Source organism: Haemophilus sputorum CCUG 13788 (genome assembly GCF_000238795.1).
Classification (GTDB): Bacteria; Pseudomonadota; Gammaproteobacteria; order Enterobacterales; family Pasteurellaceae; genus Haemophilus_A; species Haemophilus_A sputorum.
The window spans coordinates 26,874-46,934 of sequence record NZ_AFNK01000053.1 but is presented as its reverse complement, the minus strand read 5'-3'; the positions used below and the strand labels follow the sequence as shown (position 1 = coordinate 46,934).

General features: G+C 37.7%; 23 protein-coding genes. 14 read left to right on the top strand and 9 right to left on the bottom strand.

Annotated features, from left to right (window positions below):
* Positions 1 to 2: 2 nt before the first annotated feature.
* Both aroK and HSP_RS0106995 read right to left on the bottom strand, forming a co-directional pair.
* Positions 3 to 524 (bottom strand): shikimate kinase AroK, encoded by a 522-nt coding sequence (gene aroK, locus HSP_RS0107000; protein ID WP_007524434.1) that lies wholly within the window; start codon positions 522 to 524, stop codon positions 3 to 5.
* 222 nt (positions 525 to 746) lie between these two features.
* Positions 747 to 3,326: a penicillin-binding protein 1A gene (locus HSP_RS0106995; RefSeq protein WP_007524552.1), complete on the bottom strand. Its 2,580-nt coding sequence runs from the start codon at positions 3,324 to 3,326 to the stop codon at positions 747 to 749.
* A gap of 119 nt (positions 3,327 to 3,445) precedes the next feature.
* On the opposite strand from HSP_RS0106995, the gene HSP_RS0106990 reads away from it, so the two are divergent.
* From HSP_RS0106990 to HSP_RS0106950, 9 genes are all read left to right on the top strand, one after another.
* A complete protein-coding gene (locus HSP_RS0106990; protein WP_007525166.1) occupies positions 3,446 to 4,078 on the top strand; it encodes a hypothetical protein in 633 nt (210 codons plus the stop codon).
* A 4-nt stretch (positions 4,079 to 4,082) separates the two neighbouring features.
* Positions 4,083 to 4,619 carry a hypothetical protein gene (locus HSP_RS0106985; RefSeq protein ID WP_007524842.1) on the top strand — a complete coding sequence of 179 codons (537 nt, stop codon included), beginning with the start codon at positions 4,083 to 4,085 and terminating at the stop codon, positions 4,617 to 4,619.
* A 1-nt stretch (position 4,620) separates the two neighbouring features.
* Entirely contained in the window at positions 4,621 to 5,169 is a 549-nt protein-coding gene (locus tag HSP_RS0106980; protein ID WP_007525057.1) for a hypothetical protein, read from the top strand.
* Positions 5,166 to 5,582 carry a hypothetical protein gene (locus HSP_RS0106975; protein ID WP_007525266.1) on the top strand — a complete coding sequence of 139 codons (417 nt, stop codon included), beginning with the start codon at positions 5,166 to 5,168 and terminating at the stop codon, positions 5,580 to 5,582. The genes HSP_RS0106980 and HSP_RS0106975 overlap by 4 nt, the downstream gene beginning before the upstream one ends.
* A gap of 1 nt (position 5,583) precedes the next feature.
* A complete protein-coding gene (gene pilQ / locus HSP_RS0106970; RefSeq protein ID WP_007525207.1) occupies positions 5,584 to 6,927 on the top strand; it encodes a type IV pilus secretin PilQ in 1,344 nt (447 codons plus the stop codon).
* A 78-nt stretch (positions 6,928 to 7,005) separates the two neighbouring features.
* The gene (gene nusB, locus HSP_RS0106965) at positions 7,006 to 7,437 is read left to right on the top strand and encodes a transcription antitermination factor NusB (protein WP_007525451.1); all 432 of its coding nucleotides are present in this window, start codon (positions 7,006 to 7,008) and stop codon (positions 7,435 to 7,437) included.
* A gap of 56 nt (positions 7,438 to 7,493) precedes the next feature.
* Positions 7,494 to 8,465: a thiamine-phosphate kinase gene (gene thiL / locus HSP_RS0106960; RefSeq protein WP_007524083.1), complete on the top strand. Its 972-nt coding sequence runs from the start codon at positions 7,494 to 7,496 to the stop codon at positions 8,463 to 8,465.
* Positions 8,466 to 8,468: 3 nt separating this feature from the next.
* Positions 8,469 to 8,942, top strand: a complete 474-nt coding sequence (locus tag HSP_RS0106955; RefSeq protein WP_007524484.1) for a phosphatidylglycerophosphatase A family protein — start codon at positions 8,469 to 8,471, stop codon at positions 8,940 to 8,942.
* A 3-nt stretch (positions 8,943 to 8,945) separates the two neighbouring features.
* On the top strand, positions 8,946 to 9,572 hold the full coding sequence (locus tag HSP_RS0106950; protein WP_007524258.1) for a LysE family transporter: 627 nt from the start codon (positions 8,946 to 8,948) through the stop codon (positions 9,570 to 9,572).
* A 51-nt stretch (positions 9,573 to 9,623) separates the two neighbouring features.
* Here the strand turns inward: HSP_RS0106950 and HSP_RS0106945 are convergent, their stop codons facing one another.
* A complete protein-coding gene (locus HSP_RS0106945) occupies positions 9,624 to 10,475 on the bottom strand; it encodes a thymidylate synthase (RefSeq protein WP_007524918.1) in 852 nt (283 codons plus the stop codon).
* Positions 10,476 to 10,571: 96 nt separating this feature from the next.
* Between HSP_RS0106945 and HSP_RS0106940 the strand changes: the two genes are divergently transcribed.
* Genes HSP_RS0106940 through HSP_RS0106930 form a run of 3 tightly spaced genes read left to right on the top strand, consistent with a single transcriptional unit; the run spans position 10,572 to position 12,295 of the window.
* Positions 10,572 to 11,147: a hypothetical protein gene (locus HSP_RS0106940; protein ID WP_007525490.1), complete on the top strand. Its 576-nt coding sequence runs from the start codon at positions 10,572 to 10,574 to the stop codon at positions 11,145 to 11,147.
* A gap of 57 nt (positions 11,148 to 11,204) precedes the next feature.
* On the top strand, positions 11,205 to 11,660 hold the full coding sequence (locus tag HSP_RS0106935; RefSeq protein WP_007525133.1) for a DUF3290 family protein: 456 nt from the start codon (positions 11,205 to 11,207) through the stop codon (positions 11,658 to 11,660).
* Positions 11,660 to 12,295: a DUF421 domain-containing protein gene (locus tag HSP_RS0106930; RefSeq protein ID WP_007524495.1), complete on the top strand. Its 636-nt coding sequence runs from the start codon at positions 11,660 to 11,662 to the stop codon at positions 12,293 to 12,295. Before HSP_RS0106935 ends, HSP_RS0106930 begins: the two co-directional genes overlap by 1 nt.
* A gap of 44 nt (positions 12,296 to 12,339) precedes the next feature.
* Here HSP_RS0106930 and HSP_RS0106925 read toward each other — a convergent pair whose 3' ends face one another.
* The 5 genes from HSP_RS0106925 to HSP_RS0106905 form a co-directional block, all read right to left on the bottom strand.
* The gene (locus HSP_RS0106925) at positions 12,340 to 13,899 is read right to left on the bottom strand and encodes a diflavin oxidoreductase (RefSeq protein WP_007524508.1); all 1,560 of its coding nucleotides are present in this window, start codon (positions 13,897 to 13,899) and stop codon (positions 12,340 to 12,342) included.
* A gap of 63 nt (positions 13,900 to 13,962) precedes the next feature.
* Positions 13,963 to 14,394, bottom strand: a complete 432-nt coding sequence (locus HSP_RS0106920) for a PAS domain-containing protein (protein WP_007525154.1) — start codon at positions 14,392 to 14,394, stop codon at positions 13,963 to 13,965.
* A 215-nt stretch (positions 14,395 to 14,609) separates the two neighbouring features.
* Complete coding sequence (locus HSP_RS0106915; protein ID WP_007525226.1) at positions 14,610 to 15,641, bottom strand: TrmH family RNA methyltransferase; 1,032 nt, start codon at positions 15,639 to 15,641, stop codon at positions 14,610 to 14,612.
* An 11-nt stretch (positions 15,642 to 15,652) separates the two neighbouring features.
* Positions 15,653 to 16,684 carry a 23S rRNA pseudouridine(2605) synthase RluB gene (gene rluB / locus HSP_RS0106910; protein ID WP_007525422.1) on the bottom strand — a complete coding sequence of 344 codons (1,032 nt, stop codon included), beginning with the start codon at positions 16,682 to 16,684 and terminating at the stop codon, positions 15,653 to 15,655.
* 44 nt (positions 16,685 to 16,728) lie between these two features.
* Positions 16,729 to 17,346 (bottom strand): L-threonylcarbamoyladenylate synthase, encoded by a 618-nt coding sequence (locus tag HSP_RS0106905; protein ID WP_007525371.1) that lies wholly within the window; start codon positions 17,344 to 17,346, stop codon positions 16,729 to 16,731.
* Between the two features lie 142 nt (positions 17,347 to 17,488).
* Between HSP_RS0106905 and trpE the strand changes: the two genes are divergently transcribed.
* Together trpE and HSP_RS0106895 are read left to right on the top strand one after the other, a co-directional pair.
* A complete protein-coding gene (gene trpE, locus HSP_RS0106900) occupies positions 17,489 to 19,039 on the top strand; it encodes an anthranilate synthase component I (RefSeq protein ID WP_007524828.1) in 1,551 nt (516 codons plus the stop codon).
* Positions 19,040 to 19,049: 10 nt separating this feature from the next.
* Positions 19,050 to 19,637 (top strand): aminodeoxychorismate/anthranilate synthase component II, encoded by a 588-nt coding sequence (locus HSP_RS0106895; RefSeq protein WP_007525229.1) that lies wholly within the window; start codon positions 19,050 to 19,052, stop codon positions 19,635 to 19,637.
* 52 nt (positions 19,638 to 19,689) lie between these two features.
* Here the strand turns inward: HSP_RS0106895 and HSP_RS0106890 are convergent, their stop codons facing one another.
* Entirely contained in the window at positions 19,690 to 20,058 is a 369-nt protein-coding gene (locus tag HSP_RS0106890; protein ID WP_010129695.1) for a YcfL family putative periplasmic lipoprotein, read from the bottom strand.
* Between the last annotated feature and the right edge of the window lie 3 nt (positions 20,059 to 20,061).

Genomic DNA, 20,061 nt, shown 5'->3' with positions numbered 1-20,061 from the left:
CTTTACTGCAGATTATCAATTAAATCAATAATATTGCTTGCCACCACTTTTGCACTTTGCTCATCGGTTTGTAAAACAATATCAGCAATTTCTTCATAGAGAGGATTACGAATTTTCGCTAACTCTTCTAAAGTTTGGCGCGGGTTTTCCGTTTGTAACAATGGACGTTTTTTATCACGCTGAGTACGTTCAAATTGTTTATCTACCGTTGTTTCTAAATAGATAACAATACCACGCGCTGATAAAACATTACGGTTCTCTTTCGATAAAATTGAACCACCGCCCGTTGAAAGGACAATACCTTGTCCTTGCGTTAATTCGTTAATGATGCGTGCTTCACGCTTACGAAAACCTTCTTCCCCTTCAACATCGAAAATCCAATCAATATCTGCGCCAGCACGTTCTTCAATCACAGCATCTGAGTCGATAAAATCCATACCCAGCATTTGAGCTAATTGGCGACCAATCGTGCTTTTTCCCGCGCCCATTGGACCGATTAAAAAAATATTACGTTTTTCAGCCATTCTCTTTCTTCTTTATTTAAATAACATTCCGATTTGTGAAGAAAAAACGACCACTTGCAGAAATCAATTCATACAAGCGGTCTGTTTTCCGAAATTTTTTCCAAAATGGAGTTTCGACTAATTATATAAAAATACCACAAATCGCCCAAAAATAATTAGGCGTGATTATCGCAAGAAACCACACCTAATTTCAACCTTATCCGCGAATAAACCGCACTTTTATTAGAATAACTCACCAACACTTGGAGATGAAAGCACTCCTTTCGAAGGTAAGCCTAACCGTTGTTCAATATGCATCCGTTTCGGATCTGAAATCGGCGCTTGATAGATTTGCTCTACCACAACTTTCTTCGTTGGCTCTGTGCCTTTTAAGAAGTATTCCGTTAATGTGCTACCTAAAAAACCACTAATAGGGTCAATTTTTGCTTCAACGATATTCGCCGGTGTTGCTAATTTACGCTCTGGTTTATTAGCTAGCACAGTTTTCATATATTTCGCCCATGCTGGCATTGCGGTTTTACCACCGCTCTCGCCTCGTCCTAGGGTCAATTTATTATCGTCAAATCCAACATAAACAGTGGTGACGATGTTAGCACCAAATCCAGCATACCAAGTGACTTTCGAGTTATTGGTTGTTCCCGTTTTTCCACCAATGTCTTTACGCTTAAACTCTTTTGATAAAGCTCGACTGGTACCGTTCCAACTTTGTCCTGGCTCACCATAAACTGCTGAAGTTAATGCGCTACGCATTAAAAATGCTAATTCAGGACGAATCACACGTGGCGCATAACGGACGGCACTATTACCATCAGCTGCTGCCGTCATCAATTCTGGCGCATCATTTTTCACTTTGCTATCAATTTGTGGATCCGTATCTGTCGCTTCCTCTTCTGAAGCTTCCTCTTCCACAATTACTTGATTCTCGCCTAAATTTGCTGTTAATTGGCTTTCATCGTGAATCTGAACATTATCAAAATATTCCGGTTCAGGATACACAACATTGATATTATCGCATTCTACGCAAGCTACCACTGGATTTGCTTTATATAACTCATTACCTTGCGCATCTAAAATGCGATCAATAATATATGGTTCAATTAAATAACCGCCATTATCAAATACGGCATAAGCTCGCGCCATTTCAAGTGGCGTAAAAGACGCCGCACCTAATGCAAGCGCTTCACTCGCAACAAATTGATCTTTACTAAAACCAAAGCGTTCTAGATAGTCTGCCACATAGCCAACTCCTGCCATTTGTAAGGTACGAATGGCCACCATGTTTTTAGATTTGCCAAGTGCTACACGTAAACGAAGCGGGCCTTCATAACGGCCATCCGCATTTTTCGGTGTCCACGCTTTTTGCCCTGGTTTATTGATAGTAATTGGCGCATCACTTACAGTTGAAGATAAGCTCAATCCTTTATTCATTGCGGCTGCATAAATAAATGGTTTAATAGATGAACCTACTTGAACCAATGATTGCGTTGCACGGTTAAAACGGCTTTGCTCAAAGCTAAATCCACCCACAATTGCTTCAATAGCACCATTATCACTATTTAATGAAACTAATGCTGAGTTTACCGCAGGTACTTGGCCTAAGTTCCACTCTTTGTCTTTACCTTGGCGCACCCAAATTTGTTCACCTGCATTTAATTTAATTAATTTGCCAAATGATGCATTGTTTTTCTTCAACTCTGCTTTATCACCATTTGGTAACATAATCGTATAGCTGTTTTTATTCACTTCTGTAACAACTACGCCAGTAAATGGTTCAGAATTTGGCAATTTACTTAAATGTTCAATAATTTTTTCTTCGTCCCACGCATTGTTGCCGGTCCAAAGTTTTTCCGCACCACGCCAACCATGACGACGGTCATAAGCAATCAGGTTATCTCGTAATGCTTCTTGTGCTGCACGTTGATCGGCAGAAAGCACTGTCGCATAAACTTTAAAACCTTTATTGTAAGCGACTTCTTCGCCATAACGTTTTACCATCTCTTGGCGAATCATTTCTGTAACATAATCAGCTCTAAATTCAAACGCAGTGCCATAAAAACTTGCTTTCACTGGTTCTTTTTTCGCCGCTTCATACTCTTCTTTCGTAATTTTGTTGACTTCTAACATTCGTCCTAACACAACATTACGACGCGCTTCTGCACGTTTAACCGAATAAATCGGGTTCATTGTTGAAGGCGCTTTTGGTAAACCGGCAATAATAGCAATCTCACCTAGCGTTAACTGATCAAGTGATTTATTAAAATAAGTTTTCGCAGCGGCTGCGACCCCATGTGAGCGATAGCCTAAATAAATTTTATTTAAATAAAGCTCAAGAATTTCTTGTTTTGTGAGTACCTTTTCAATTTCTAATGCAAGTACCGCTTCTTTCACTTTACGCTCGAATTTACGCTCTGGCGTTAAGAAGAAGTTTCTTGCTAATTGCTGTGTAATTGTACTCGCACCTTGCGTATCGCCTTGGCTAGAACGATAAATCGCACGTAAAATCCCTTTCGGATCGATGCCTTTATGCTCATAGAAACGCGAATCTTCCGTTGCAATAATCGCATCGATAAGCTTTTGCGGTACTTCTTCTAATTTCACTGGAATGCGGCGCTCTTCACCCACTTCGCCGATTAATTTTCCATCAGCGGTAAAAATCTGCATTGGCTGTTGTAGCTCAACATTTTTCAGCGTTGAAACATCTGGCAAGCCATCTCTAATATGCACATAAAATAATCCACCGATAATACAACCTAGTACTACCAATGAAAGTAAAGCACTTAATATTATTTTTGCGATCTTCATCGAAAAAATCTCTTTTGATAAATGACAAGAAAAAAATAACCAATATATTGGCTCATATCTTTGTAGTATAAACGAAAAACACGCTAATTTTGTCAATTAAACGTAATAAGTCGAAATTTATGTCATTATTTCCACGCTTAAACACCTCGAAAAGCATAAAAAAGCAACAAATTGGTCTCTCTGAAGACGATTCTCGCTATTGTTTAGTGCATTTGCAGGCAGAAATGCCTACAGTTCTTTGGCAAGAAAAACCCTATTCTGCTGAATTACTTTGCCAACAAGCGGTCGGAAATTTGAAAAATTTTACAATTATTCGCCCCATTCCTCACCATTACATCTGGCGAAAATCACTCTTTTTAGCCAAACAAGCGAATCAAGACATTATTTATCGACAAATCATCCAAGTGCTCAAACAAGAATTACCTATTGTGCTTGAAGAGATCTACTTTGATTATCTGATCGAACCTATTACTGAAAGCGATAGTGTGCGCATCGTCATTTACGCACTAAGGAAAAATTTTGCTCAACCGTTGATGCTCAATACGTCAACCATTTTAGATTGTGAGCTGCATTGCGCTCAACGAGCTTTACATTTTCTTTATCCTGAATCCACCGAAAACCAATATCACTTTCGAGGCAAAACGGTTCAATTTAAAGCACATGAGCCTATTTTCTCAGATGTCCCTCAGGGATTGGGGATAAATGACGATCCACTTTATTTAACTGCCCTTGGCGCAGCACTTTGGAGTTAAATAGATGAATACACCTATCTTGCTTGAAAAAGGCCTGAATTTAACTGATTTTCATCAAAAACAATGGGCGAGACAACGTTTACAACAACTGATAAAAATGACAACAGTATTGTTAATAAGTTTATTAGGAAGCCTTTTCTTTTATCAACAATATCAATTGGCTTTAAGTGAATATCAGCAACGGCATATTCAGCTGAATGAACAAAAACAACAGCTAGCTAAAGTAAATCAGCTAATTGAAAATTTAAAAAATCAGACTGAAATGATCACTACCCCATTAAGTCAACAATATATTGAACATGCCCTTTCTCTTATTTGGCAAATTCCGTCTCAAAATGGTGGGTTAGAGAACGTGCAAATCTATATTGAAGAAGGAGAAAAAATGAAGTTAATTGGCAAATATCAGAGCCAAGCGGAATTAAATACCTTACAAGATTACCTTCATGCACAAGGAAAACAATTCACCTTAGATTATTTGCATGCTAATGAAAGCAATGTCGAATTTAGCCTGACCGTTTCAGAAGAGATAAAAGAAGAATAATATGATTTATTGGATAACTTCCTATTACCTCAAACCTAACAGCACACTATTTAAATTTTTTTCCATATTAAATCGGCATTTTAGTTTAATTCTAGCCGCACTATTTTTCCTTATTGTTTTACCTACTTTAACTTACTGGCTACATACGCTGAATTTGGTCAAAAATAGCCAAGAAGAAATACAAAATATTGCTAAAGAATATCAGCAAAAACAAACGCTATATCAAGCGATGAAACAACATCAAAATATGCAAGAAAATAAAAGCAATCAACTTGCACAACTGAGCCAACAAGTAGAAAACATACTAAAACAATACCGTACGCCGATAGAAAGCTTGCAATGGCATACAGAGGAAAATAAACAGTTAACCTTAATTGCTACACAAAAATCCCAAATTATTTTCAACGTGATCAAAGCGTTGAATGAATTTGAAACACTACGACCACAAACGATTGTATTAACTAAACAACCAGAAGAAAAACAACTGCAATTACATACCACCTTAATCTTAGTCAATACAGGAAATACAACGAATAAGGAAGCAAAATGAAGAAATATCTAATAAGTTTAATATTATTTAGCCAAGCCATTTTGGCAGATCCATTTTATGGTGAAACAAAATCTGAAACGACATCTTCTGTTGTCGAAATTACACACAATAAGCCTAATAAAATCTTGAATAATAAATCAATGCCTAATTGTGAATTATCAGAAAATTTAAATCGAATCAATCTTACAGAGGAATTCGAAGATTTAAAGTTAGTGGGATTAGTTAAGATTAACCATAATTTTAAAGCACTATTTAAAAATAAAGATAATAAATTACTGATTTTAAATAAAAATGATTATTTAGAAGCACAATTGATTGAAATAAGTTCTATTGATCTCACAGCAGTTAAGTATATCCATTGGGGACTCACTGAAGATTGTGCAAAACCGCATCAAATGACACTAAGGTTATAATATGAAAAAATGGTTTTTATTAACGCTATTACTCGGTTTACCTTTAGCAGCTGAGCCGATTTCCTTGGTTTTAAAAGAAGCCCCAACGGCAGAAGTCCTTAGCTATTTAGCCGAAGAGACTCAACAAAACATGGTGATTAACCATGATATCTCTGGTACAACAACACTACGCCTAAAAGAGAGCAACTTTTCTCAAATTCTCAAAAGTATTGCGAAAATTAACCAATTATCACTTACCCAAGAGCAAGGGATTTTTTATCTTTCACACAAACCTGAGCATTCAAGTGAAACAACCCCTGTAGCAATAACGCATACAGAAACGGTTTTAGAAAGCAAACCCAAATTACTTACTAAAACAATTAAATTACATTATGCGAAAGCCTCTGAAGTCATTGAATCATTAACTAAAGGGAGCGGTAATGTACTTTCTGAAGCAGGATATTTACATTTTGATGATAGAAGTAACAGTCTCATCATTAAAGACAGTCCAGCATCGATTAAAAATATTACTGCGCTTATTCAGCAGCTTGACCAACCAACTGAACAAATTGCGATTGAAGCTCGTATTGTAACAATTGGTAGTGAAAATTTAAAAGAACTCGGCGTACGCTGGGGTGTATTATCTGGAGATACCAATCATCATCGTTTGGGAGGAAAACTTGAAGGAAATGGTATTGCCTCTACACAAAATCTCAATGTGAACTTTCCTGTTTCAGGTGGCGCGTCTGCCGTGCTACAAATTGCTAGCATAAACTCGCGTGTACTGGATTTAGAACTTTCAGCATTAGAACAAGAAAATAATGTGGAGATTATTGCTAGTCCAAGATTGCTTACGACTAATAAAAAACTTGCAAGCATCAAACAGGGCACAGAAATTCCTTATGCTATTTATGATAGAAAATCGGAAACCTATGATGTGGAATTTAAAGAAGCGGTTTTAGGATTGGAAGTCACGCCACATCTTTCAAAAGATAACCAAATTTTATTGGATTTAGTGGTAACACAAAACTCCCAAGGACAATCTGCCGTTGCAAGTAGTAATGGCACAAATGCACCACCTATTGATAAACAAGAACTTAACACGCAAGTTTTTGCAAAACATGGCGAAACGATTGTATTAGGTGGTATTTTCCAGCATCTAGCAACAAAAGATGCCGATCGCGTGCCAGTATTAGGTTCAATTCCGTTTATTAAGCATTTATTTAGTTATCAAAAAGATCAAATCACTAAGCGAGAATTAGTTATCTTTGTTACCCCTTATATTGTGAAATCTGGTGATATGGCCGTGAAATTCCCCAACTCGACCTCCAAGCCAGCGCTGGCAAATAAACCTCACATAAAATAGGAAATTATGTTAAAATCTTTGATAATTTTAGGCGCCTCGATAGCGCCTTATTTATCTTAATTTAACAACTGAGGTGTTATGAAAATTTCTCCCCGTCGTCGTGCACGCGAATGTGCCGTACAAGCTCTATATTCTTGGTCAATTTCACAAAATAGCGCAGAAGAAATCGAACTAGCTTTTGTTACCGATGCTTTCGCGGGTGAAGATGAAATTGAAGCTAAAGTAGATATGCCTTATTTCCGCAAGTTATTTCGTGGCACTGTTGCAAACATTGAAGCTGTCGATGCTTCAATTCGTCCTTATTTAGACCGTGATGAAAACGAAGTTGACCCAATTGAACGTAGCGTACTTAGAATGTCGGCTTATGAATTACAATTTGAATTAGATGCACCTTACAAAGTCGTGATTAACGAAGCTATTGAAGTTGCTCGTGCATTCGGCTCAGATGATAGCCACAAATACATCAACAGTATTTTAGATAAATTAGCACCGGCTTTAGGTCGTAAATAATCAAAGCAAAAGGTAAGCCTCGCTTACCTTTTTTATTCCATCAAACCGGAGTAAATATGGGTGAATTTGATCTTATCTCACGCTATTTTACGCGACCTCATCAGAAATCAAATGACTTGCCATTATCAATTGGCGATGATTGCGCGCTCATTGAAATTCCATCGCAACACTGCCTTGCCATCACAACAGATACTTTAGTCGAAGGTACTCACTTTCTTCCGAATATTTCAGCAGCCGATCTAGCCTATAAAACTGTTGCTGTAAATTTAAGTGATTTAGCAGCGATGGGGGCAATGCCCCGCTACGTTTCATTAGCGCTCACTTTACCCAAAGTAGAAGAACATTGGTTGGCAGAATTCAGCCAAAGTTTATTTGCCATTTTAGATCGCTATCAAACCCAGCTGATTGGTGGAGACACAACCAAAGGGCCGCTATCTTTAACTTTAACGGCACAAGGTATTTTGCCAACTGGACAAGGGCTATTTCGCCATCAAGCAAAAGTTGGAGATTGGATTTTTGTTTCTGGCACACTAGGCGATAGTGCTGCAGGTCTTGATATTTTACTGAATAAAAATGGTAAAACATCATCAGAACCCGACCGCTATTTGTGCCAGCGTCACTTGCGCCCGACACCGCGTGTCGAATTAGGCTTAGCATTACGCCCTTTTTCTTATTGTGCGATTGATATTTCAGATGGACTAATTGCCGATCTTGGGCATATTTTAGCACGCAGCCAAGTAGGGGCTGAAATTTATCTCGACCAACTGCCACTTTCTCGGCATTTGCGTGAAAATTATAGCGAAGCAGAAGCTGAAAACTTTGCCTTAACTGGTGGGGAAGATTATGAGCTTTGTTTTACTGTAAGTGATGAAAAACGAGAAAGTATGCAGCAATTATTACGTAGCCAAGGTATTTTAGTCACTTGTATTGGACGGATTTTGCCCGCTACAAGCGGTCTAATTTTACAAAAAAATGGCAAAATCATTTCCACGCCTACTCAAAGTGGTTTCGATCATTTTCATGGATAACTTATGCAAGCACCTAATTTAAAAAATCCTATTCATTTTTTTGCTTTTGGTTTTGGTTCAGGCCTATTAAAGCCGGCTCCAGGAACTTGGGGAAGCCTTGCTGGTGTTTTGGTGTCCATTTTATTATGGCAACTGACGCACTCTGCCTTTTTCTTTGCCGTTTTAACTATTATTAGCTTTATTGCCGGCATTTATATTTGTGATAAAACAAGCCAAGATCTCAATGTTCATGACGATGGGAGGATTGTTTGGGACGAGATCGTCGCTATCTTTTTAATGTTCTGCCTACTCCCTGCCTACGATAATTTCTATTATTTATTGGCATTTATAAGTTTTAGATTTTTCGATATTCTCAAACCATTCCCTATCCGTTACTTTGATGAAAAACTGGAAAACGGATTAGGCATTATGGTGGACGATATTTTTGCTGCCATTTTTGCCCTTGCCGCACTTTGGCTGATTCATTTCTTTTTCTAAACAATGTTAAATATTTTATTGATTCATTTGGCTGGACTAGCAAGCCCCGGCCCAGATTTTTTCTATGTTGTTCGCCAATCTGCCAGTCACTCTATTCGTGCAGGCATTTTAGCCGCTATTGGAATTTCACTCGGAATTATCTTCTGGGCAGCTTTTTCTATTTTTGGATTAGTGTGGCTAAAACAACATTTAGGCGATGTGGTGCAATATGTGATTATGGTTGTGGGGGGAAGTTATTTACTTTACATCGGCATAAGTATGTTACGCATTTCAGATAATGTAACATTTGCAAAAAACAGTGAAAATCAGACCGCTTTACACAGCCTCACTGAAATTAGAAAAGGGTTGATGATCAACATTTTCAATGCTAAAGCAGGTGCTTACTTTACTAGCGTTATTTCAGGCTTCCTAGGTAATTTTAGTGAATTACACTTACAAATCGAATTATTGCTGCTCTTTGTAATTTCAACACTCATCTATTTTTGCTTAGTTGCCTTACTCTTCTCTCGCAAGCCTATTCGACAATTTTATAGTCAATATAGTCGCTATATTGACAATGCAGCTGGTGTGGTTTTTGCTGGCTTCGGACTATTGCTCATTTTTGAAGGCATTCAATATTTCATCCAATAAAACATAAAAATAGGGACAAAACAGAAATTTTGTCCCTATTTTTTATAAAATTTACACCGAAAATGGATATTGAATGCTTGGATGAAATTCATACCCCTCAACCTTAAAATCATCTAAGGTTACCCAAGTTTCTAAATCTTCTAACGATTTAATCTCTGGGTTGATGATTAACTTCGGTGACGCTAAAGGTTCACGTTGGAGTTGTACATCTCGCATCAATTCAAGTTGATCTTCATAAATATGTGCATTCACAATTTTATGAAACGCTTGTCCTGCTTGGTGTCCCGTAATTTGTGCCATGAGCGCTAAGAAGGTATAGCATTGAATCATATTCCAGTTTAATCCTAATGGCACATCTGCAGAACGTTGAGTACTGTTAAGATAAAGCACGCCATCTAATAATGAAAAATGGTGGCTATATAGGCATGGGCGCAAGCAGCCCATATGAAATACACCAGGGTGATAAAATGTATAAATCTCACCGCGATTATCCACACCTTTTTTCAAATCATCGACAATTTGACGAAGTAAATCGACTGAACCGCCATCAGGTTTGGGAAAATTCCGACCTACGGCACCATAAACCAAGCCCATATCATCAGTGCCTTTACGATGAGGATTCGCTAACCATGCTGCATTTTCATTTGCATTCGCATCCCAAGATTTGGTGCCTAAAGCACGGAAATCCGCAGCATTATCATAACCGCGGATATAACCTAATAATTCAGCAATTGCTGCTTTCCAAAAACTTCTTCTCGTTGTGACGAGTGGGAACTCGCCATTAGCAACATCATAGGTTAAGTCCGCATTGATAACCGTTAAACAGCGCTTACCAGTTCGTTCATTTTCTACCCATTTTCCTTGCTCAACAATGCGTTTACATAAAGCTAAATATTGTTTCATTACGTTCTCATAAAAATGTTTAGGCAAACATGCCTTTTATTGGGTAGAATAATAGCAGATATCAGATATTTACCCTACGATAAATTGGAGAGCAAAATGAAATTAGTCCATAAAGCCCTATTTCTCTGTGTTGCTGTTTTATTAAGCGCTTGTTCAAACAACACACCAAGCCGTTTAAGCAAAGATCAAATTGATGATAAATCTTATGCGGTCTCTTATGGCGTTACTGGTCAAACATATAAAGACCGCGTGACTGCCAATTATGATATTGCCTCATTCACGAAAGGCGTAAGCGACTGGTACTATGGCAAAGTCAATATGCCAATTGAACAAATTCGTGCTACAACCTTGAATCGTTTAATGGATCATAACGTTTATGCTTATTATAGCGGCATCCTATTTGCCGAGGGGTTCCAAAGTAATGTAAACCATCTAGATGCCAACTGCTGGGGATTATTAGATAAAGCAAGCATGGTACAAGGAATTGATGATGCGATGCATGATTTACAAAAAGGACAAATTCGCGATGATGAATATATTCGCAAAGGTGCAGACGATATTATTCATCTCTGTGTAAAAACCATTATTGATGATGAACATAAAGCTGAACAGGAAAAGCCACAAGCTCAACCTAAAAAAGCAAGTCACAAAGCATCAAAAAAACATAAATAATTCACATAAAAAATGCAGGGATTCCCTGCATTTTTCTATTATATAAGCTGAGGGCATATGTCTTTTTTCACTTACTTTTATTTAGAAAATAAAATGTATTTTCAGGATTATCTAAAATACATTGCTATTTTTGTTACCCTAGGTACCTTATTATTAGCTTCTACACTGTATTTACGCCATCGTATAGAAAGTAAATATCGGGATTTAAGCATTATTTCTTTATTACTTATTATTTTATTGCTTGGTATTCAATATACTCAATATGAGCAAAATCAAATCTATGCCAATGATAGTTCTCAAATTATCACATTCCTAAATTCAGTAAGAGATAATCAGCAGTTAAAAAATGAGGATCTGATAGTTAATGACCAAAAATTAACTAATGGAATGATTATTGGGATTAAAAGTAAATATTTTGAAGTTCATTTTAATAATGACTTTACTGCCTATACTTTATCAGATATTAATTTAGTTAATTCTAATATCAATCTTATTGATAAGGAGAACAAATAATGGAAAGTTACTCTTTCTTAGCCATAAAATTAACTATTGGGATTATCGGGTTAATTCTTCAAATTAATTTAATGGGAAAAGGCAATTTAGCCCCTACCTCTGCCATGGATCAAGTACAAAACTATGTATTAGGTGGAATTATTGGTGCAGTCATTTACAATGATAATATCGGTATATTGCAATTTATCTTAGTACTTATTTTATGGACATTGTTAGTATTTACCCTAAGATTTATTAAAAACCATAACCAATTTGTGAAAAATATTATTGATGGCAAACCGGTATGGGTAATTCTAAATGGAAAAGTTCAAATTGATGAATGTATGAAAAATGGCATTTCAGCACATGATTTAATGTTCAAATTACGTGCAGCTGGAATTTATGAAATCGCCACAGTAAAACGTGCCGTCATCGAGCAAAATGGGCAAATCTCTATTATTCAATATGGCGATGAAGATTTGCGTTATCCACTAATTATTGATGGACAAATTGATTCGGATATTTTAGAACTGCTCAACCGAGATGAAGATTGGGTAAAACAAGAATTAGAAAAAAATCAAATAACCGTTGAACAAGTTTATATTGGAGAATATTTAAATGGAAAACTGATTCCTCATTTATATAAACAATCCTAAATAAAAAAGCTGAAATCTTGATGATTTCAGCTTTTTTACTTTATTTAATAAACATCTCTAAATAATCGCCCTTCAGCAATCAGCGTTGCGATAATATTATTGAAATCATCTACATAAGGCTGGTGTCCGATTTGATCAGCAATCTCAATTAACGCTTCATCCACTGCTTTACTCATCGATTTACTACCACAAAGATAGAAATAAGCGCCCTGTTCAATCAATTGCCAAATCAATTCGCCTTGTGCTTTAATTGCATCTTGCACGTAAAATTTGACCGCTTGATCGCGTGAAAACGCGGTGAAAAGCTGTGTTAATACACCATTTTGCCGATAGTTTTTTAATTGTTCTTGATAAAGGAAATCTTTTGCCTGATAGCGTTCACCAAAGAACAAATAGCTTGCACTTGGCTTATCTTGATTAGCAAAATATTCCAAGAAACCAATATGTGGCGCAATGCCCGCACCTGAGCCAATCATCACAACCGGTGCATTTAATACTTTCGGTAAGTGGAAGGTTGGATTAGATTTCACAAAAACAGAAAGTTTTTGCCCGACTTTAACTTTAGCTAACTGATCACTTGCAGTACCTTGATAAGTTCTGTCATTTAATTGATAGTGAACATGACGTACACATAAATCAACATAATCTGGATGCGTTTTACCACAAGAGCTAATCGAATAAGCACGCGCGGTTAAGTTTGGTAAAATCTCAACTAAATTCTCTAACGTTACCTTTTTCTCTGCATCAAAATCAGTTAATACATCAAATAAATCGTGACCATATAAATACGCTTCTAATGCTTTTTTATTAGAGATTTTCAGTAAATTTTTTAATTCTGCATGGTCTAAAATTTTATTTAAATCACGTAATACATTTTTACTTAATAAACGTAGCTCTTTTTTCGCTAATAAATTTTTTGCTTCTAGGTTATTAAACCAATCTACATAATTTGCTAATTCATTATCTGGTTGCTCAACCTGAACATAAATTAAATCACCGGCTTGATAGAAAATTCCACTATCCGCTAAAGATAAGCGTAAATGATAAACGGCTGGATCTGATGCTGCTAAATGTTTAACTTCTAAAACTTCTGCCTGATAAACGGTTTTCTCATTATAAACTTTGACAGAAAGAGTATGCGTTTTTGGTAAATCTACTACTTGAGCTAATGTTTGTTGTAATAATGGCAACCATTGTTTAAAAATTTCTGCATAATTTAAATCTGCATCTACGCGCGCAATAAATGGTTTAGCTTGTTTTTTTAACAATAACTCATCAACTTGTTTACTAAACCCACAGAATTTATCGTAAGTGACATCACCCAAACCAAATACGGCATAATAACAGGGTAAAGCGGTTAAATTTTCTAAATTATTTACAAATTCATCCCCATTTGCAGGTGGTTCACCGTCACCAAAAGAACTGGTTAAAACTAATAATAAATCGTTCTCTTTCGGTTGATTTAAATTAAATTCATTTAATGTGGCTAAGGTAGGCGAATAAGCGGCTAACCAATCTTCATTCGCTAATTGTTTTGCCAAAACTTCGGTATTGCCAGATTCTGATGCATAAGCTATATAAATTTTTTGAATCTCGTTGCGCATTTTTTCTCCTTAACATTATAAGCACAATAAAATAAAAGCGTGCCAATTCGGCACGCTCAAATCTTATTTGTCGTAGAAATCGTCAAAAATTTCTTTTGATAATTCTACCGCGTCGAAATTTTGCATTAAGTCGTTAATTACGCGACGCACGCTAATGTAGCTAGTGATTTTACCTTCTGCATCAAAAATTGGCTGAACGGTTGTATCAACAACATACACCACGCCACCTTTACCTACGTTAGGCACGATACCAGTCCAAATTTTACCTGCTTGAATCGTATCCCACATATCTTTATAAACTTCTTTTGGTACAGCTGGATGGCGTACTAAGTTATGTGGTTGACCGATTAACTCTTCACGAGAGTAGCCGGTTAATTTGCAGAAAAGATCATTTGCGTAAGTGATGACACCTTGTAAATCGGTGGTTGAAATAACTAAAGTATCGTGGACGGCTTTAAGAAGCACGTCATTTGAAGGGGTAATTTGTTCAGCCATAGTTAACTCCATTGGTCTGCTCAATTGGTTAGATTAGCGTGTATTTTTTATACACTTCAAGATCCCAAAACGGGAAAGCCAAAATACCCGATTATTATCATAAAGTAAAGCTAGGCTAAATTAAATCTACACATTTTTAATTATCTGCCGTTTTTTCAAGCACCTCTCAAAGGGAAATTCTCTATAAAAAAATCCCCATGGGGATTTCTTATCCATTATAAGCAATACGTTTGATACCATTGATTCAGTAACACACCTGCATTCACTGCGATGTTCAAACCACTGTTCAGCGGATTAGCAAATGAAAGTTGAACAGAGGTATCTTGCTCACTTAACTCTTGGCTCATCACTTCACTTAATACAAAAACAACCTTTTCATTTAATGTTGTTTGCGCTAAAGATTTCGCCTGTTTGCTACGCGTTAAATGCACGATTTGATACCCTGCTTTTCTTAATTGTTCAAAAGCAATTTCTTTATGTTTAGTTTCAAGTGGGCGAACAAATTCTAATCCACCTTCTGCCACACGCGCTGCCGCACTTGAATATAACGAATCAGCCGATTCAACAATTGCCCCTTTCACGCCATAAAATGCACAAGTACGCACAATTCCGCCAACGTTTTGCGCATTGTTCACACAATCTAACAGAACCAAACAATCTTGTTTACGTGGCACTTGTAAATAGCCATCTAAAGTCAACGCAGGCGCTTTTTTCACTAACAAGCACATTTCGCCATGATGTTCCGTGCCCGTTACCCGTTCCATTTCTGCTTTATCTACAACGTGATAAGCTTTTTTATTTGCAGCTAAATAGCTCGTTACTTCGCCTAATTTTTTGGCACCTTCAACCGTTGCCCAAAGACGAACAATTGCTTGTGGACGTTGTTGAAATAAAGTTAAGCAAGCATTTTCGCCATAAACTTTCATTTCTTCAGCACGGTTTTTCTTAATTTTTTCTGGTGCGCGTGGTGAAAGTGGCCCCGTTTTTTTCTCTTTCTCACCTTGCCACGGATTTCCACCTTTCACTAAAATTTTCACTTTTCCTTCACCACTGGCTTTTCGGCCTTCTGAAGGGTAGCTGTAAGCGGTCTGTTTTGCCGAATCTTTTGCAAATTTTCCCTTTGGCTTAGCACGACGCTCTGAACCTTTTTGATCACGTTCATTAAAGCTTCGCTCATTAAAATTGCGAGAGGTCTTTTCACTGCCTTGTTGAAATTTAGCAGATTTTTCTTTGAATGTTGGTTTCATGCTTCGCTCGCTTATTTGTTATTGCGATATTTGGTATGTTGTTTTACTGCCTTGCGGATTTGGCGAATGTTCGCTCTACGACGGTTTTTCGTCACATCCACTTTTGTTTCTGTTTCAGCAGGTAAACCGACTAATTCACGCAGATAGTTAACTTGCTCAAGTCCCATCTCTTCCCAACCACCGCGCGGTAAACTTTTTTCTAATTTGATATTTCCATAACGAATACGAATCAAGCGGCTCACTTCTACCCCTTGAGATTCCCATAAACGGCGAACTTCACGATTACGCCCTTCAGTTAAAGTTACATCAAACCACTGGTTAATCCCTGTGCCACCAACCACTTTAATTTGTTTAAAGTTTGCAGGGCCATCTTCCAGTTGAACGCCTTTACGTAATCGTTGCAACATTGCTTCGTCAACATTGCCAAATACTCGCACTGAATATTCACGCTCGACTTCGCGGCTTGGATGCATTAAACGGTTAGCTAATTCCCCATCGGTGGTAAACAGTAAAAGACCAGAAGTGTTAATATCTAAGCGCCCTACTGCAATCCAACGAGAACCCACTAAACGAGGTAAACGGTCAAACACGGTTGCACGCCCTTCTGGATCAGAACGTGTGCAAAGCTCCCCTTCTGGTTTGTAGTACATAAGTACACGGCAAATCTCTTTTTGCGTTGGAATTAAATTGATTAAATTGCCATCTACACGAATTTTCGTGGCAGAACTCACTTGCACGCGATCACCCAGGCTTGCAATTTTGCCATCCACACTCACTCGGCCTTCTGCGATAATGGTTTCTAATTCACGACGTGAACCTTGGCCTGCTCTTGCTAAGATTTTTTGCAGCTTTTCGCCTACCACTTTTGCTTTTTTTTCTACGCTACTTTTCTTTTCTGCATGATTTGCATCAAGTTGAGTTGGTTTAGCAGGCTTCTTAGCTAATGGTTTTGTTGTTGGGCGCTTTTCATCACGAAATGGCTGTGCTTTTTTCGTTTTATCTGCGAATTTTTTGTCTGCGCGTGAGACTTGAAATGTTTTCATTCGGTTTCCTTTGTCGCTTTCACAAGCGTCTATCAATAAAATGTTTAATTAAATGGGGTTAAATCACCCGCCCCTTCGCGAATAATCACAGGGGTTTCGTCTGTTAAATCTACTACGGTGGTAGGTTGTTGACTTAAATAGCCACCATGAATAATCAATTCCACCCGTTTTTCTAGATAATCTCGAATCTCATCTGGGTCGGATTCTGTCACTTCTGTATGTGGCAGCATCAAAGAACAAGAAAGAATCGGTTCACCTAAAGCTTCTAATAATGCCAAAGCAATCGCATTATCTGGCACACGAATCCCTATCGTTTTACGCTTAGTCATTAAACGACGTGGCAGCTCTTTAGTTGCCGGTAGAATAAAGGTGTATGGATTTGGCGTATTATTTTTAATTAAGCGATAAGACTGATTACTTACCATTGCATACAATGAAATCTCAGACAAATCGTGACACACCAAAGTAAAATTATGATTTTCTGGTAACTGACGAATGGCCACAATGCGATCCATTGCTGCTTTTTCGCCAATTGCACAACCTAACGCATAACCAGAATCCGTTGGGTAAACAATAACACCACCCTTTTTAATAATTTCGACGGCTTGATGAATTAAACGAGTTTGCGGATTATCGGGGTGAATATAAAAAAATTGACTCATGATGTTCTCCTGACGAAGATAGCGCTTATTATACGCTTTTTGTCTATTGATTTATAGGCTTTTCAAAATTCCATCGAAAAGCGCTTGACTTCTTTTTTGTGTACTAGTTTAATAGTGCAAAAATCAATGTAGGAAAAATACTATGACCGTGCAAATTCAACAAACTGTGATTCCTTATTACGAAGATACCACAGTTGCGTTTTATCATTTATGCAGCAATCGTTCACATACGCTGTTACTCGATTCTGCGGAAATTCAAAGTAAAAACAGCTTAAAAAGTCTTATTTTTGCAAAATCAGCCGTTCACATTTTTTGTGATGCACAACAAGTCACATTTGAAGCATTAACCGCAAATGGACAAGCCGTCTTACCACAGATAGCACAAGCTCTCTCACAACTTTCTCCAGCGCCTATTTGCAAATTTTCAGAAAAAAATGACCGCTTGCAAGCAACCTTTCCAACCATTAACCAGCACTTAGATGAAGATAGCAAATTAAAAACGAGTACTGTGTTTGATGGGCTACGCGTAGTCAGCCAACTTTTTACGCAATCTGAAGATGCGGTCTATTTAGGTGGTTTATTCAGCTATGATTTGGTCGCGCACTTTATTCCAATGGATGGCATTGAATTAAAAGACGATGGTTTACGTTGCCATAATTATAGTTTCTATTTAGCTGAACAATTGGTCTTTGTTGATCACCAAAAACAACAAGCTGTTTTACATACTTTCTGTTTTGATGAAAAGGAACAAGGCGCATTAACGCAAGAAGCTAAAGCCTTTAGTGAAACATTAGCGAAATATCAACCTTGTGAATTACGCCTTCCAACACAAGCTGCTTCAGGCGAAGTGCAAACCAATATTGAAGATGAAGATTTCAAAGCGATTGTGACCCAACTTAAACATCATTTAAACATTGGCGATGTTTTCCAAATCGTGCCCTCACGCCGTTTTAGCTTGCCTTGTCCAAACATTTTAGCCGCATATCGCCAGCTAAAAATTAACAATCCAAGCCCTTATATGTTCTTAATGCAAGGGGAAAACTTTACCTTATTCGGTGCATCACCAGAAAGTGCATTGAAATACACTTCACAAAGCCGACAATTAGAAATCTATCCTATTGCTGGCTCACGCCCGCGCGGTTTTGATGCTCACGGGAATATCGATCCAGAATTAGATACTCGCTTAGAATTAGAATTACGCCTTGACCAAAAAGAGCTTGCAGAACACTTAATGCTGGTGGATTTAGCCCGTAATGATGTTGCACGCGTTAGTGAAGCAGGAACTCGCCGAGTCGTGGATTTAATGCAAATTGACCGCTACTCACATATCATGCACCTAGTTTCACGCGTGGTTGGAACATTACGCCACGACTTAGATGCACTGCACGCTTATCAAGCTTGCATGAATATGGGTACCCTCACTGGTGCGCCAAAAATTAAAGCAATGCAACTTATCTATCAAGTTGAGCAGCAAAAACGTCACAGTTATGGGGGCGCCGTGGGTTACTTAACCTCAAAAGGTGACTTAGATACCTGTATCGTAATTCGCTCTGCGTTCGTACAAAATGGCATGGCTTACGTTCAAGCTGGTTGTGGTGAAGTGTTAGATTCAGATCCACAATCTGAAGCCGATGAAACTCGACATAAAGCCCGAGCAGTTTTAAAAGCAATTGCCGAAGTAAATACCAAATAAGGAAAATCCCATGGCACATATTTTATTTGTGGATAATTTTGACTCTTTTACTTATAACTTAGTCGATCAATTTCGCGACCTTGGCCACCAAGTTACCGTATTTCGTAACGACTACCCATTAGACGCTTTTTTAGAAAAAGCGCGTAATACCCCAGAGTGTATTGTGGCGCTATCTCCCGGCCCTGGCACACCAGCAGAAGCAGGAAACTTAATTGAGATTATTAAACAACTTAAACATGAAGTGCCAATGATTGGCATCTGTTTAGGCCACCAAGCGATTATTGAGGCATTAGGAGGAGAGGTTGTCCATACTGGCACCGTGTTACATGGTAAAGTCTCTAAAATTGATCATGACAACCAAGCCATGTTTGCCGGCATTCACAATCCTATGCCCGTTGCTCGTTATCATTCATTGATGGGAGATGATCTTCCTGCGGAATTAGTGGTTAATGCTACTTATGGAAATATTATTATGGCGGTTCGTCATCAGACATTACCGATTTGTGGCTTCCAATTTCATCCAGAATCCATTTTAACGGTACAAGGCACGAAATTATTGGCCCAATCGGTTGAATGGTTATTACAAGCGAAAAAATAAGTTAGTTAGATAAACAAAAAGAGAGGAAAATAAATTTCCTCTCTTTTTTCTTCTAAATCACATTTTTTCTGAGATAAATTCGATAATTTTCACTCTCAGGCGTAGGTTTTATCAGGTTAATCTTCAGCAGAGATTTCGCTGGCAAATAAAACGGCTGCCACCCTTCATTCGCAGCATCTTGACTTTGCGTTGCACCATGTTGGTCATACCAAAAGAATTTTAACGTGCTACTGATTGGCGAATCCGTTTTATTTTCTAGAGTCAAGGTATCCGCTTTCGCATTTACTTCAACAAACTGCTCCATCGGTGATTCAATATTTACTATTGGCTTAGATTTTGCCGGCAAGTAACTTTGTGGATTACTACCACAAGCGGTCAAAAAAAATGAACCGATTGCAAAAACAAATAATGCGTTACGCATAAA